General features: G+C 60.3%; 12 protein-coding genes. 3 read left to right on the top strand and 9 right to left on the bottom strand.

The features are described from left to right. Positions 1-60: 60 nt before the first annotated feature. Positions 61-1,368 (bottom strand): S8 family serine peptidase, encoded by a 1,308-nt coding sequence (locus tag HBOR_RS03950; protein ID WP_006053640.1) that lies wholly within the window; start codon positions 1,366-1,368, stop codon positions 61-63. 213 nt (positions 1,369-1,581) lie between these two features. Between HBOR_RS03950 and HBOR_RS03945 the strand changes: the two genes are divergently transcribed. Further along, the gene (locus HBOR_RS03945) at positions 1,582-2,724 is read left to right on the top strand and encodes a CBS domain-containing protein (RefSeq protein WP_006053639.1); all 1,143 of its coding nucleotides are present in this window, start codon (positions 1,582-1,584) and stop codon (positions 2,722-2,724) included. 130 nt (positions 2,725-2,854) lie between these two features. On the opposite strand, the gene radB is transcribed toward HBOR_RS03945, so the two are convergent. After that, positions 2,855-3,550 (bottom strand): DNA repair and recombination protein RadB, encoded by a 696-nt coding sequence (radB, locus tag HBOR_RS03940; protein WP_006053638.1) that lies wholly within the window; start codon positions 3,548-3,550, stop codon positions 2,855-2,857. 91 nt (positions 3,551-3,641) lie between these two features. Here radB and HBOR_RS03935 point away from each other — a divergent pair, with 91 nt between their 5' ends. Further along, positions 3,642-4,415 carry a RuvC family protein gene (locus HBOR_RS03935; RefSeq protein ID WP_006053637.1) on the top strand — a complete coding sequence of 258 codons (774 nt, stop codon included), beginning with the start codon at positions 3,642-3,644 and terminating at the stop codon, positions 4,413-4,415. Positions 4,416-4,454: 39 nt separating this feature from the next. Here HBOR_RS03935 and larC read toward each other — a convergent pair whose 3' ends face one another. Next, the gene (gene larC / locus HBOR_RS03930) at positions 4,455-6,065 is read right to left on the bottom strand and encodes a nickel pincer cofactor biosynthesis protein LarC (protein WP_013440499.1); all 1,611 of its coding nucleotides are present in this window, start codon (positions 6,063-6,065) and stop codon (positions 4,455-4,457) included. A gap of 191 nt (positions 6,066-6,256) precedes the next feature. Between larC and HBOR_RS03925 the strand changes: the two genes are divergently transcribed. Then, complete coding sequence (locus HBOR_RS03925; protein WP_006053635.1) at positions 6,257-8,482, top strand: CDC48 family AAA ATPase; 2,226 nt, start codon at positions 6,257-6,259, stop codon at positions 8,480-8,482. 98 nt (positions 8,483-8,580) lie between these two features. Here HBOR_RS03925 and HBOR_RS03920 read toward each other — a convergent pair whose 3' ends face one another. From HBOR_RS03920 to HBOR_RS03895, 6 genes are all read right to left on the bottom strand, one after another. Continuing rightward, positions 8,581-8,760 carry a hypothetical protein gene (locus HBOR_RS03920; RefSeq protein ID WP_006053634.1) on the bottom strand — a complete coding sequence of 60 codons (180 nt, stop codon included), beginning with the start codon at positions 8,758-8,760 and terminating at the stop codon, positions 8,581-8,583. 157 nt (positions 8,761-8,917) lie between these two features. Next, positions 8,918-9,595 carry a phosphate signaling complex protein PhoU gene (gene phoU / locus HBOR_RS03915; RefSeq protein ID WP_006053633.1) on the bottom strand — a complete coding sequence of 226 codons (678 nt, stop codon included), beginning with the start codon at positions 9,593-9,595 and terminating at the stop codon, positions 8,918-8,920. A 193-nt stretch (positions 9,596-9,788) separates the two neighbouring features. After that, entirely contained in the window at positions 9,789-10,697 is a 909-nt protein-coding gene (gene pstB / locus HBOR_RS03910) for a phosphate ABC transporter ATP-binding protein PstB (RefSeq protein ID WP_006053632.1), read from the bottom strand. Then, positions 10,694-12,334, bottom strand: a complete 1,641-nt coding sequence (gene pstA / locus HBOR_RS03905; protein WP_006053631.1) for a phosphate ABC transporter permease PstA — start codon at positions 12,332-12,334, stop codon at positions 10,694-10,696. Before pstA ends, pstB begins: the two co-directional genes overlap by 4 nt. Then, a complete protein-coding gene (gene pstC, locus HBOR_RS03900) occupies positions 12,331-13,386 on the bottom strand; it encodes a phosphate ABC transporter permease subunit PstC (RefSeq protein WP_006053630.1) in 1,056 nt (351 codons plus the stop codon). The genes pstA and pstC overlap by 4 nt, the downstream gene beginning before the upstream one ends. Then, a complete protein-coding gene (locus HBOR_RS03895) occupies positions 13,386-14,474 on the bottom strand; it encodes a PstS family phosphate ABC transporter substrate-binding protein (RefSeq protein ID WP_006053629.1) in 1,089 nt (362 codons plus the stop codon). Before HBOR_RS03895 ends, pstC begins: the two co-directional genes overlap by 1 nt. Positions 14,475-14,683 lie beyond the last annotated feature (209 nt).

The raw sequence follows: 14,683 nt of genomic DNA, 5'->3' as shown, positions 1-14,683 counted from the left end.
CGCACGTCGTCTTGCGTTCGTGCCTCGTCTGTCAGCGACGTACTAAGTCCTATCCGTAGTTCAAACGTCGGTTTGAGCGGTTCCGTTCGTCTCGTTTGCCGCGGCCCGAACCGCCGCCGTCGGATTCAACTTCCCATATCCCGTCGCAGGATCTGCATTCGGCTTCCCGATGTCTGTCGCCGTCTGTTCGAGGAGAACCTCCACCTCGCGCGGGGATTGATCCGGATCTACCGATAGAACGAGCGCCGCCACACCGCCGGCGTACGGTGCCGAAACTGACGATCCGATAAATCGTCCCTCGAAAGTGGGCGAAACACCGCGGTCCGGAGCCACCACGTCTACGCCGAGGCGACCGTCGGAAGTCGGTCCGCGTGAACTAAACGGCTCTAACCGGCCCGTATTCGGGTCGAGTGCGCCGACTGTGAGAACACCGGGGGCGGTCGCAGGCGCGGTGAGGCTTCCCGACGGTGTCGGTTGGCGGAAGTCGTGCGTCGGTGACGACAGTTCGAGCGGGACGTGAGTTGCGTTCTGAGGGCCGCGAACAACGACGTGGTAGATCCCGCCGGGACGCGTGCGGACGACAAACCGTTTGTTCGGCGTGTTGTCACCGTGGTACGGTTGCGAGCGAGCGATGAGAGTGGTTCGACCCCCGCCCGTTCGGTAGAGTTCGGCGGTGTAGTCGTGCGAACGGAATCGCTCGGGCCACGAGAGCCAGACGGTTATACGGCGGTCGTCGCCCGAGAGGTACAGTCGCCGGTCAGCACCGAACTGAAGCGTCCCGTTTCGGACGGTGTCGTACTGCCCCGACCAGTGACCGCGTGCGAGATTTCCGGCGGAAGCGACGAAGACGACGCCTTCAAGCGTTGCCCTCGTCGCAACACGGGAGATGAGACTGCTCCCGTCGCCCGCCGTTCCCAGAAAGGAAACGGGAGCGACAATCACGTCCACGTTCGATTCGACCATCCAATTGACAGCATCACGGAATCCGCGGGGCGAGTCGAAGGTAGCAAGCACGAGCGACGCATTCGGCGCGACTCGGTTGACTGTCGCCGCTGCGGCAGTTCCATGACCGTTCTGCCCGCGGTTTCTGACCGTCGGCTCAGAGCCGAATGCGTGCGTCGCGGTGACGTGCCCGTTTAGCGTTGGATGTTCAGTGTCGAAGCCGGTCGCGTCGATCACGCCGACAGTAACGTTTTCACCGGTAATGCTCGCTGTGTCGAAATCGTCGAGCGAGGACGAATCGGGCGAATGAGACGAGATCGATACCGTCGGTATTGGTCCCCACATCGCCACAGCACCGATGCTGGCCGCAACGAGGGCAACGCAGACAGCGACGATGAGGAGGGTCCACCAATCGTCGTCTGTCATGGCCGTATGGACGTGGAGGGGAGGGTTGTTCGCGGGGCCGACATCGACTCGAAACGACAGTATCCGCGCTGAAAACGGTACCGCACTTAGCGTCTTGGCACGTCCGAGATGAAACTCAAAACGGGTTGACCGAAGGTCCTCTTACGCGACGAGAATGGCGCGAAGTTTCAAGACAAAGGACGGAGTATGTTAACGATGGAGGTTACTCGGACTATGAATATTGCTGATATTGCCACTCCCGATTTCGTCGAGGTTGATGCAGACAAACGGCTGGGAAAAGTCCGATCAATTTTCGAGCGCGAAAACTCTCGAGGGGTCATCGTGACTAACGACGGGGAGTACGCCGGTGTCATCGGCGAGAAGCAACTCGTTCGCTCTCGCATGGAAGACGACACGAAGGCGTCTGCGGTGATGAAATCCGCCCCGAAGATCGACCGTCACGAAGACGTTCGTGAGGCCGCCCGAATGCTGGTCGAAGGCGACACCCGAATCGCACCCGCCTACGAAGGCGAGAAACTCTACGGTATCATCACGGGTAACGACATCCTCGAAGCGGTGTTGGACAACCTTGACGCAATTTCCGTCGAGGACATTCTGACCAAGGATGTTGTCACCATCGGTGAGAAGTCCCACGTCGGGCAGGCGATCAACCGCCTGCGTGAGAACGGTATCTCCCGGCTTCCCGTTACCGACGAGGACGGTAAACTCACCGGCGTGTTGACCACGCACGACATCATCGAGTTCTCGGTCCGGAACGCTGACAGACAGGGCCGCGGCGACCGCCGCGGTGACCTCGACCGGATGCTCGACCTACCGGTGTACGACCTGATGTCTTCGCCCGTCATTACGGCGACGCCCGGCGAGAAGATCGATACGGTCGTCTCGCGGATGTTCGACAACGATATCGAGGGCGTCGTTGTCACGCCGACCGACAGCGACACCGAAGTGCTCGGCATCCTCACGAAGACGGACGTGCTTCGCGCACTGACGTTCACCGAAGAAGAGCGTATGGACGTGCAGATAACCAACATCGGCCTGCTGGAGACGCTCACGCGGGACAGCGTCGTTGACTCCATCACGAAGGTGGTGGACAAATACCAGCAGATGCAGGTTCACCACGCGCACGTCCGATTCCACGAACACAAAGAGAAACTCCGCGGGACGCCGCTTATCCAGAGTCAGGTCCGACTCCGCACCAGTCACGGACAGGTGGCCGGGAGCGGTGAAGGCTACGGCGCAGAACATGCCTTCCACGTCGCGCTCGACAAACTCGAACGCAACGTGCTCGAACTGAAAGGCGTCAACGCCGACGAGAAGTACCAAGGACAGGTCATGCGGAAACTCGGCGACCTGTAAGCCGGAGCCACCCCGAACCAACCTCGACGGTTCGACTCACTCTCTCACTATTCTCTGCCGTGAGCGACGGGTGAGAGGCAAGTGAAATAGACTGTAAGGCGTGTGCTTAGCGTGTGCCGAAAAGCGTGCGCTACAGTTGCGTCGAGGAGATGCCGCCGTCGGTGATCTCGAACGTAGCCGTCTCACCCGCAGGTTTTGCGCGGTGTTTCTCCAGTGTTGCGCGGCGGTTGCCGCCGCGGAACCGGTCAATTCGGAGCACTGCCCCCGTCCAGTGTTCGAGCGTGTGACCGCCGAGGGCACGAATCTGGTCGCTGTCGGGGTCGGAGAACACCTGATTCGTGATGACCACCGCGAGGTCGTGTTTGCGAGCGAGCGAAAGCAGATGCGTCACCTGCCGTGCGACCCGGCGAAGCGACTCCCCGCCGTCTTTGTCCATCGTCCGTTCGAGACGGTAGAACCCGGTTGCACTGTCGAGAACTACGAGGTCGGCCTGTTCGGCGAACTCCGTGGTGTCGCGGACGGCTTCCTCCTGTTCTTCGAAGTCGTGCGCCTCCGAGACGATGAGTCGAGAAGTCACGTCCTCTATCGACTGCTCCGGTCCAGCGACGTGTTCTGCGAGTTGCTGGAACCGGTCCACCGAGAGCCCCTCGGTGTCGATGTAGACGACGGTTCCGCCCGCAGCAGCGACACGAACCGCCGCTGAGAGGGCGACGTTCGTCTTCCCCGCCGCCGGAGGTCCATAGACCTGCGTGACGGTGCCGCGCTCGAACCCACCCCCCAAGAGGTCGTCGAGCGAACGGCAACCGGTAGTAACTGACTCGGACACGAGAGGAGGTGAGTCGTGTCTGCCGAAAAAACCCCCCGGTCCGGCCGTCTCGCGCGACACGTTTTACCGCTCGCCTCGCAAACGTCCACGAGTGATAGTCGTCGCCACTGCTGACTTCGAACTCTACCACGAAATCGTGGGCGACCTCCGTGACAGGGGTGTCGCCTTCACCACGGTCAAACCCGGAGCCGAGATACCCGACCAAGCGGACGTCGTCGTCGTTTCTGGGACCGACGAGGTAGAGATTCCGTCGGGCGTCGAAACTGTCGTCGCGTCAGCAGGCGAAACCCGCCGCGCCGTCGAGGAAGCGATCAGTATCCTCCGCGGCGGCGGTGGTCGAACGGTCATCGGCGTAGACCCCGGCACTCGACCGGGGATCGCCGTACTCTCGGGTGACACCATCGTCGCCGCGTTTCACGTCCCGCTCGCCGACACGGTAGAAACCATCCGGCAGGAGGTCGAAGATAGTCCGGACGCCATCGTTCGTATCGGTGACGGCGCACGCCTCCAAGGTTCGACTATCGTAAACGAACTGGAAGACGTGACTGTCGAACTCGTCGATGAGACCGGAACAACGCCATATCTCGGAACCGGCGCCCGCGGGATGGGCGATGTCCTCGCCGCGGTCAACATCGCCCGGATGAACGGTGAGGTTGTTGACTCACGCGATATCGAACCGACCCAAGGCGAACTTCAGCGAATCAAAGACCACTCCCGCCGCGTCTCCGAGAACAACCGCACCATCGACGAACGACTCGCCCGCCGCGTCGCCGCGGGCGACCTCACCGTCTCGGAGGCACTGGCCGAACACCAATCGGAGAACAACGACGGCGCTGAAAACACCGAAACCGACGGTACGGAGTGATGCGACGCGCTGAAATCCGGTCGCCCAGTCGAACCGGATTCAGTCGTCGCCTGCGACGATGTTCTCCGCGCGTCGCATGACCTCACGGATTGGCAGGCCCGTTTCGTCGGCGACGGCCTGAGCCTCATCGAACTCGGCGCTGTAATCGTACACCGCTCCCTCGGCATCGGACGCGACTTTCACCGCCACCTCGTGTCTCTCGTCCTCGATTTCGAGTTCGGCTGTCTCGAATCGTCTAGATGCGGTCCATCGGTGTCCGGCACCGTGTTCTCGGATGCCGAGCGTTCCCGTCTCGACAGCGAGGCGGTTCGCGACGCGTTCGGCGTCCTCCGGTTTGACGATGACTTTGACGAGATGTCCGGGTCGGGACTTCTTCATCGTCGCCGGAAGGATAGTCACGTCGCGCGCGCCCACGTCTTTCAACGTCGATTGGAGACCGCCGAGGAGTTCCGGCGCGGCATCATCGAGGTTCGTCTCCAAGACGGTTATCTCGTCGCGGATGAGACGGCCCGCACCGTCGCCGACGAGCGTTCGCAGGACGTTCGGGTGGTCCGGAAAGTCGTATCCGCCCGCGCCGTACCCCGAGGCATCGATTTCGAGCGTCGGGAGCGACTCGACGCCTTCGGCGACGTGCGCGAGAATTGCCGCGCCCGTCGGCGTCAACAGTTCCGCCTCGACGGGACCACCTTTCAACGACCAGTCGGCGCGCTGGGCGATTTCGACGACAGCGGGCGTCGGAACTGGATACGTACCGTGCGCCATCGACTGCTCGCCGCCGCCGGTCGAAAGAGGCGACGTGACGACGCGTTCGACGTCGAGGTCAGCGAGGAGGAGACACGCGCCGACGATGTCCGCGATGGCGTCGTCTGCGCCGACTTCGTGGAAATGCGTCTCATCCAACTCGGTGCCGTGGACCGCTGCTTCCGCCTCGCCGAGAATCCGGAAAATAGCTTTCGCGTCCCGTTCGACGCCGTTCGGCAAGCCCATCGACTCGACTATCTCGACTACTTCTGCGTACGCGCGGTGCGGACCGTGTCCCTCAGCGGGTGTCTCGTGTGCATGATCATCGTCGTGGGGGTGTTCGGTGTGGTCCCCGTGAGAGTGGTCGTGCGTGTGGCCTGCGCCGTGAGAGTGGTCGTGCGTGTGGCCTGCGCCGTGAGAGTGGTCGTGCGTGTGGCCTGCGCCGTGAGAGTGGTCGTGCGTGTGGCCTGCGCCGTGAGAGTGGTCGTGCGTGTGGCCTGCGCCGTGAGAGTGGTCGTGCGTGTGGCCTGCGCCGTGAGAGTGGTCGTGCGTGTGGCCTGCGCCGTGAGAGTGGTCGTGCGTGTGGCCTTCACCGTGGGAGTGGTCGTGTGCGTGGTGATGGTGTTCGTGACCGTGGCTATGATCTCCGTGTTCGTGCGCGTGCTCGTGGCCCCCGTCAGCGTCGTGTCCGTCGTTCGCTCCCTCGCCGCCGCCGGCAGTATCATCCAAGCGGACACGAACGCGACGAGCGGAGATCCCGTTTTTGACCACCGTCGAGACATCGTAGTGAACATCGAGAGCGTTCTCGACAGGGGCCAGTGCATCCCGGTCGGCACCGGCGGCGAGAAGCGACGCGAGAATCATGTCACCACTAGCACCCATTCGTCCGTCGAACGCAAGTGTACGCATGTCTTCAAGGAGGCGGTTATGAGTAAAAATTCCATGGCATCGAGAGACGGAGTCGGTAGGAATTTGTATCTTCGTGCCGTACTGTGCCGCGGAGTGTCACTCTTAGTGAGGCGGGCACGAGAATCCCCAGTCGGGGAAGCACTTATCCCGCACCGAAACCGAGAAATCAGACATATCCCCGCGAGCAAATCATGAACGAAGTGCAACTCGAAGTGGCGAAGGCGTACCCGAACGATTCGGGTCGCGGTATCGCCCGTCTTGACCCGGACACGTTGCTCCATCTCAAACTCTCACCGGGCGACATCATTGAGATCGAAGGTGGTGAGACGACGGCAGCGAAGGTGTGGCGTGCCGACCGCCAAGACTGGAACACTGACACGGTTCGTATCGACGGCTTCACCCGTCAGAACGCCGATGTAGGAATCGGCGAACGGGTGACCATCCGGAAGGCAGAGGCGACGAAGGCCGAGAAACTCGTCCTCGCGCCGCCGGAGGAAGCGAGCGTCCAGTTCGGTTCCGACGCCGCCGGAATGGTCAAACGCCAGATACTCAAGCGTCCGGTCGTCGAGCGCGACATCGTTCCCGTGATGTCCTCGACGAACCACCCATTCATGCGGTCGCCCGGACAGGCGATCCCGCTTATCGCTGTCGAGACGGATCCGGAGGGCGTCTGTCTCGTCACCGAAGACACCGAGGTGGAACTCCGAGAGGAACCCATCTCCGGGTTCGAAAAGACGGGTGGCGGCATAACGTACGAGGACATCGGCGGCCTGCAAGGCGAGATCCAGCGGGTCCGGGAGATGGTCGAACTCCCGATGAAGCACCCGCAGATATTCAAGAAATTGGGTATCGAACCGCCGCAAGGGGTGCTGTTACACGGGCCGCCCGGCACGGGGAAGACGCTCTTGGCGAAAGCAGTCGCCAACGAGACGTCAGCGAGTTTCTTCTCCATCGCCGGGCCGGAGATTATCTCGAAATACTACGGCGAGTCCGAACAGCAACTCCGCGAGATATTCGAGGACGCAAAAGAGGAGTCGCCGTCGATCATCTTCATCGACGAACTGGACTCCATCGCGCCCAAGCGTGAGGACGTGACCGGCGAAGTCGAACGCCGCGTCGTCGCCCAACTCCTGACGATGATGGACGGGTTGGAGACGCGCGGGCAGGTCATCGTCATCGCGGCGACCAACCGTGTCGATTCGGTTGACCCCGCGCTTCGCCGTCCCGGTCGATTCGACCGCGAAATCGAAATCGGTGTGCCCGACGAATCCGGCCGGAAGGAGATTCTGCAGATTCACACCCGCGGGATGCCGCTTTCGGACGACGTGTCGCTGGATCATCTCGCAGACGAGACGCACGGCTTCGTCGGTGCAGACATCGAATCGCTGACGAAGGAAGCCGCGATGAAGGCGCTCCGGCGGTACCTCCCCGAAATCGACTTAGACGAGGAGGACATCCCGCCGAGCCTCATCGACCGGATGATCGTCAAGCGCAGCGACTTCGAGGGCGCGCTCACCGAGGTAGAACCCTCGGCGATGCGGGAAGTCCTCGTCGAACTGCCGAAAGTGTCGTGGGACGATGTCGGCGGACTCGAAGACCCCAAACAGAAGGTCAAAGAGAGCGTCGAGTGGCCGCTCACGTCGCGCGATAAGTTCGAGCGGATGGGTATCGAACCGCCGAAGGGCGTCCTCCTGTACGGGCCGCCCGGCACGGGGAAGACGCTCATCGCCAAAGCTGTCGCTAACGAGACGAACGCCAACTTCATCTCGGTTCGTGGGCCGCAGTTGCTCTCGAAGTGGGTCGGCGAGTCGGAGAAGGCGATTCGGCAGACGTTCCGCAAGGCGCGGCAGGTCAGTCCGACCATCATCTTCTTCGACGAGTTGGACAGCCTCGCACCCAGTCGGGGCAACGACATGGGCAACAACGTCTCCGAACGCGTCGTCAACCAACTCCTAACTGAGTTGGACGGCCTCGAAGAGAACGGCGACGTGATGGTCATCGGCGCGACCAACCGTCCGGACATGATCGACCCGGCGCTCATCCGCTCGGGACGGTTCGACCGTCTCGTCCTCATCGGCCAACCCGGCGAGGAGGGCCGCGAGCAGATCCTGCGGATTCACACGCAGTCGAGTCCGCTCGCCCCCGACGTGAGCCTGCGTGAGATCGCGGAGATTACCGAGGGCTACGTCGGTTCCGACCTCGAATCCATCGCGCGTGAGGCCGCTATCGAGGCGCTTCGTGAGGATGACGACGCAAAAGAGATCGAAATGCGTCACTTCCGCAAAGCGATGGAAGCCGTCCGTCCGACGATCACGGACGAACTGATGGACTACTACGAACAGATGCAAGATCAGTTCAAAGGCGGCGCACGCGATCAACTCACCGACCGGCGCGACGGTCGGATCGGGTTCCAATAGCACCGTTTTCTTGACTCGGGTGCGCCTTCCGCGCACCGCTGTCAACACCCCGAAACGCGCTTCGTCTCGTGAAGAACGATTGGGTTGAGCCAGTGCGACTATTCTGATGCGATAACGGACATCCCGAGAAGCACGGCGATGACACCGACCAGTGCGGCGGAAATCTTGAATCCGGCGACCCAGAGCATCGCTCCGAAGAAGTACCCGAACATGACTGCGAATGTCGCAGTCCACTGCCACGACCACCACTCTTGCGCAGTTGTCGAACGGACGTTCATAGACATTCATTCACCGATCTAACACAAATCGGTGTCGGTCATATGAAGAACGATTGTGTTGATCCGTCGCCAGACCGGCTTGGAAACCCGCAGGAGAGATCTTCGGCGACACCGCTAGAGGGAACAGAGAAAAATACCGAATCTGCAAAAAAGCGGTCTAGTAGAGCAGTTCGTCGTCGTCTTCGACCATATAGAGCGCTCGTGCGGCGATATTCACAGCGTGGTCGCCGACGCGTTCGAGGTCACGAACCGTCAAGAGAAGCCGAGAGATATCAGACAGATAGGCCTCTGCGTCGCGGTCTTCTTCACCGAACGGGTCGGTCTCGATCAGGTCTCTGACGACCATCTCGCTTGCGGCCTCACACATCGCGTCGATGTCGTCATCCTGAGTGGCAACAGCACGACACAGTTCGGGGTTCTCTTCTGCGTACGCGTCCATCGACTTGTCGAGCATTTCCAGCGTTCCGTCACCGATCTGCTGAATATCGACTTCGGGGAACACGTCTCGTTGCGCCTCAGTTGCGTAGTTTGCAAGGTTCGTCGCCAAGTCGCCGATTCGTTCGAGATCCGTGATGATCTTGAACGAGGCGGCGATGAAACGCAGGTCCGAGGCAACCGGTTGCTGGAGCGCGATGAGGTCGATGCAGTCCTGTTCGAGGTCGAGATACATTCGGTTGATCTCGCCGTCGCCCTCGATTACCTCCTCTGCGAGCTGGTCGTCTTTCTGTTCGAGTGCATCCAGACCCATTCGAAGTCGCTCTGCGACGACTTCGCTCATGTAGAGAACGTCGTCGCGGAGCGACTCAAGTGCGTCCTGATACTGTTCTCGGGGCATAGTGTGGCGCACACGGCGGAGTCGAATAAACGTGTCGTGCGAACCAATACCGAGACCAAGATGCGCGAAAAGGCGGTCGTGAAGGCCAGATGAAAGGATTTCCGTATTCGCGAAATCGAGTGTCGGTATAAACTGCTTCGCACAGCGCAGTCAGAAGCAGGAAGCTGACAACCGCCGTCCGTTGAGAGCGACGTTATCCGAACTTGCCCGTGATGTAGTCTTCGACGCGCTGACTCTCGGGATTCTCGAAGATTTTGTCGGTGTCGTCGTACTCGACGAGGTAGCCACCGGTGAGGAAGACAGCCGTCTGATCTGAGATACGGGCCGCCTGTTGCATGTTGTGGGTGACGACGACGACTGTGTAGTCCTCCGCGAGATCGACGATGAGATCTTCGATTTTCGAGGTTGCGACCGGGTCAAGGGCGGACGCAGGTTCGTCCATCAGGATGACCTCCGGATCCGTTGCCAGCGCCCGTGCGATGCAGAGACGCTGTTGTTGTCCGCCAGAGAGTCCAGTCGCGTTGTCGCCGAGTCGGTCACTCACTTCGTCCCAGAGGGCCGCCTGTTTGAGCGACCGTTCGACGAGTTCGTCTTCGCGGTCGGAGTCGTCCCGGCCGGTAAGGCGTGCGAGAAGTCCAGTATTGATGTCGCCGTGCTTTCGCGGGCCGTACGAGATGTTCTTCCGAATCGACTTCGGGAACGGGTTCGGCGACTGGAACACCTGTCCGACGCGCTTTCGGAGTTCTACGAGGTCGGTGCCGTCCTGGTATATCTCTTGATTCTCGAACTTAACTGACCCATCGACACGCGCACTTTTGATGCGGTCGTTCATCCGATTGAGGCATCGGAGGAACGTGGACTTCCCACATCCCGACGGCCCGATGAGTGCGGTCACACTCTTTTCGGGGATGTCCATCGAGATGTCGTGAAGTGCGTGGTCGTCGCCGTACCACACGTTGAGGTCGCGGACCGAGAACTTCGGTTCGCCCTCGAACTCGTATTGGATCCACTCCTCGCGGAGTTCCTCGTCGCTCTCTCCGACGACGGTCATCTGTTCGTTCGCTTCCTCAGTTTCCGGATTCGTCTGTGTCATGTTACTCATTGTTCTAGCTTCCGTCGGAAGTACATCCGTGAGCCAATACCGACCACGTAGAAACTCAAGACGACCAAGAGAAGCACAAGTGCCGTCCCCCACGCGAACGATTCACGTTGGCCGACACCTGCTGTAATTATCGCGTACAGTTGGTATGGGAGCGCACTCGTCGGTTGTAGCAACGCATTCGGATCAATCACTTGTGCGTGGACGAACGGGAAGTCCGAGACGAAGGCGAACTCCGGTGCGAAGACATCTGTCGCACGCGAGGGGAACGGATCGCTGACCATCACGAGCAGGATCGGCGCCGTCTCGCCCGCGATACGTCCAATACCGAGGATGGCACCGGTGATAACACCGGGCATCGCGGCGGGGAGGACGACGCTTTTTATCGTCTCCCATTTCCCGACACCGAGCGCAGCGCTGGCGTCGCGGTAGTCGTCAGGAACGCTCTTGAGCGCCTCCCGGCTGGTGATAACCACCAGTGGAAGCATCATGAAGCCGAGAACGAGCATTCCAGAGAGCAGCGACGTGGTGTTCCCGAGACGGGGAACGAGGAACGCCAGCCCGAACAGCCCGTAAACGATACTGGGCGTACTCCACAACCCATCGGTTGAAATTTCGACAAGTTTAGTGAACCACCCGCGTTCGGCGTACTCGGTCAGGAAAACCGCCGCACCGACGCCGAGTGGAATCGCGAAGACGACAGCGCCGAAGACGACCCAGACCGTGCCGACGATTGCCGGGAAAATACCGTTGATCTCGGTCATCAGCGCGACGCCCTCCATCACGAACGGCCAGTAGAACCACACTAACGGCCCTTCGATAACGACGTATTTGTCGATTGGCGGGAAGTAGAACCACGTCAGCGGCTCCCAGAACAGACCGAACCGGATCCCGCGAGTCATCGGGGCGAATCCCTTACTGACGACGAACGCAACAAGGATGACGAGAAGTGAGAGCATCCCAACTGCGTTCGCACCGATGAGGAGATAAGCACCCATTTGACGCCCGCGAGTCCCGAATCCGCCGTAGGCTTCGGCACCGACCCACGCTGTGAGGAGGCCCAAGAAGAGAGCAAGGAACGGGATAACGAACGTACCAGTGTACGTCGCCGATCCGGCTATGGGCTCCCACGTCCACGACGGCGTGATGAGACCGGTAAGGAACGTGAGCCCGCCGAACAGCGCGAGTCCACCAGCAGGAATAGTCACGCCGAGATCCTCACGGGGAAGGAGTGCCGCGGCCGCGAGGGAAACGCCACCAACGATGCCGAACACCGGCCAGAACGTCGAGAAGCCGAGCGTGCTGGAGCCGATAAGACTCCCAACGACAAACCCGATCAGTCCGAAGAGGGCTGCGGGAAGTGCGCCCGCCGTCCGGTCGGGTTTCGTGTCGAGGACGCCGATCCGCGAGGCGACGCCAATGCCGACGAGTACGACGCCGACACCGACGAAACCGATGCCGAAGTAGTCGAAGGCCGAGAGTCCGGAAACCGTTGTTGTGAGGTCGAAAACGCCGAATATCGTTGCGATACCGGCAACGGCGATTCCGAGTGCGACTGCCGTGACGGCACTGGAGACGTACGCCAACAGAGAGGACTCATCATCGACCAGTGTATCACCAGTCTGCGTGTCGAGACTCATCCTTCACCTCCGAGACGTTTCCGCCGCCGATCTTCGATTATCTGCGAACCGATACTCAGCGTGAGAACGGTCAAGAACAGAATCACACCTGCGGCGAACAATGCACTGAGTTGTGTGCCAGTCGCAATGCCGTACTGACTGGCGATGAGGCTTGTCAATGTTTCAGTCCCCTCCCACACGTCGTAGAGAGGGTCAGGGAACGCCTGCTGGTGTCCGAGAATGACGGTGGCAGCCATCGTCTCTCCAACAGCGCGACCGACGCCGAGGATGACTGCAGCAGAGATTCCGGAGAACGCGGTCGGGAAGGTGACGCTCTTTATCGTCTGCCAGTCGCTCGCGCCGAGTGCAAGCGATCCGTCCTTCGTCGAACCGGGGACGCTCGCAATCGCGTCTTCCGCGACGGAGACGACGGTCGGAAGCGCCATGACTCCGACCATGATACCGGCCACCATCAGGCTACTGAAGTTCGAGAGTTGGAGTTCGCTATAGAAATACTCCGTCACGACGACCCAACCGAGGAATCCGTAGACGATAGACGGAATCCCTGCGAGCATCTCGATGGCCGGCTTGATGATCTCACGCGCCCACTTCGGTGCGATTTCGCTGATGAACAGCGCGCCGGCGATTCCGAGGGGAGCCGCGATGACCATGGCGATGATCGTCGTCAGCACCGTCCCCCAGATCATGGGTGCGAGCGAGTACGTGTTCGACGCCCGCTCCCAGAGCGGCTGATTCGTCTTCAGGAGGATATCGAGACCCATCGTCCGAAACGCCGGAATCGACTTGATGAACAGGTAAACGGTTATGAGACCCAATATGATTACTGTCGATACCGTCGTGAAGAACATCAGGATCTTCGCTGTACTCTCCTGATAGGCGTACCAGCCGTAGGCGACGGAGACGAGGAACACGACGAACGGATAAACGACGAACTGGGCTGCAACGAGGAACGCGAGGAGGACGGCAAGGAGTGCCAGTCCGCTCGTCAAACCGATGAGGCGTGTCCCCCGGTCGATATCCTGAAACGCTTCGAATCGAGTTCCAGTAGACATCAGACTGTCTCCGGAAGCTTACTCAGTTCTGTTTCGCGGCGTTCCTGTGTGAGCGGTGCGTATCCGGTCGGTTCAACGAACGTCTGCTGGCCGAAGTCCGAGAGGATCATCCGGAGGAACGCGGCTTCACGTTTGGACGTGTCCTCGTACGTGTAACAGTGGAGGTCACGCGCCAGCGGATACCCGGGGTCAGAGAGGTTTTCCCCACGAGTGTACGTCTTCCCACCGACTTCGAGTGAGATCGCGGGAACCGAGTCGTCAACGAATGCGAGCGCCATGTACGCGATAGCGTTATTGGACTTCGACACCGTGGTTTTGACCTGTTGGTTCTGACCTTTTCGGACGTCAACCCCGGGCATCTCAGCTTCGGAGTCACCGAGGAGATTCGCTCGGAACGCGGTGTCGGTCCCCGAACCGACTGACCGGCCGATCGTCTGAATTTCTCGGTCTGGTCCGCCGTAGCTATCGATTTCGGACCAGTTCGTTATCTCTCCGCGGTAGATTGCACGAATCTTGTCGGCAGTGAGTTTCGTCACGCCCGCGTCGTAGATCTCCTTACTGACGACGATAGGCTGTGCGTCAACGCCGACTACGTGATTGACGAACTTGTCGAGTTCCTCTTGGGACGCGTCGGGGAGTTCAGCGCTGACCGGAGCGCTGGCGTTCCCGATATCCAGTTGCTCGTTCCGGACTTTCTCCAGACCGGTCCCCGAGTGGCTCAGCCCGACGCTAACGGTGAACGGAACCGATGACCCTGAGTCAGACTCAAACCCGTAGCGTCCGGCCCAGTAATCCGCGAGATTCTCATCAGTGTCAATACCATACTGCGTTGGTCCCCAATACTCCTCGTCCTCCGCTGGAGGATTCGAGTTCCAGTACGACCCCGCCTTGTTGGCGATCGGGTAGACGGTTGACGAACCACCTGCCTTCAGTAGTTCGGTCGATTCAGAAGAGTCACCACCACTCTCGTCTGAACCCTCGTTCTGCCCGGGAGGTGTCGCACTTGTACTAATACAGCCAGCCAAGGAGGCGACGAGTCCGGCGCCACCGACTAACAACGAACGTCGATGGACAGGATACTCAGACATCGTCGGTACGTTGCTGATTAGGTAGTAAATACTCTACTATGTTGTCTATATATCCGTACGTATGGGAGGGATGAGTGAACGAGTGGCACTCTTGAGAACTGAGGCGCGAATGTTGGAGGGTCTTCGATCACCGGGCGGCTACGTTAGCGATACGCACGGAATATCGGTGGGAGACTATTGTATGTTTACTCGGGATATATACTGTGTCC

The sequence above is a fragment of the Halogeometricum borinquense DSM 11551 genome, assembly GCF_000172995.2.
Lineage (GTDB): Archaea > Halobacteriota > Halobacteria > Halobacteriales > Haloferacaceae > Halogeometricum > Halogeometricum borinquense.
The sequence above is the reverse complement of the archived record's forward strand: the minus strand, read 5'-3'. Positions and strand labels throughout refer to the sequence as shown.

Coding starts and splice junctions, on each gene's coding strand:
- HBOR_RS03950 (WP_006053640.1), bottom strand. CDS start 1,368: ATGACAGACGACGATTGGTGGACCCTCCTCATCGTCGCTGTCTGCGTT.
- HBOR_RS03945 (WP_006053639.1), top strand. CDS start 1,582: ATGAATATTGCTGATATTGCCACTCCCGATTTCGTCGAGGTTGATGCA.
- larC (WP_013440499.1), bottom strand. CDS start 6,065: ATGCGTACACTTGCGTTCGACGGACGAATGGGTGCTAGTGGTGACATG.
- HBOR_RS03925 (WP_006053635.1), top strand. CDS start 6,257: ATGAACGAAGTGCAACTCGAAGTGGCGAAGGCGTACCCGAACGATTCG.
- HBOR_RS03920 (WP_006053634.1), bottom strand. CDS start 8,760: ATGAACGTCCGTTCGACAACTGCGCAAGAGTGGTGGTCGTGGCAGTGG.
- phoU (WP_006053633.1), bottom strand. CDS start 9,595: ATGCCCCGAGAACAGTATCAGGACGCACTTGAGTCGCTCCGCGACGAC.
- pstB (WP_006053632.1), bottom strand. CDS start 10,697: ATGAGTAACATGACACAGACGAATCCGGAAACTGAGGAAGCGAACGAA.
- pstA (WP_006053631.1), bottom strand. CDS start 12,334: ATGAGTCTCGACACGCAGACTGGTGATACACTGGTCGATGATGAGTCC.
- pstC (WP_006053630.1), bottom strand. CDS start 13,386: ATGTCTACTGGAACTCGATTCGAAGCGTTTCAGGATATCGACCGGGGG.
- HBOR_RS03895 (WP_006053629.1), bottom strand. CDS start 14,474: ATGTCTGAGTATCCTGTCCATCGACGTTCGTTGTTAGTCGGTGGCGCC.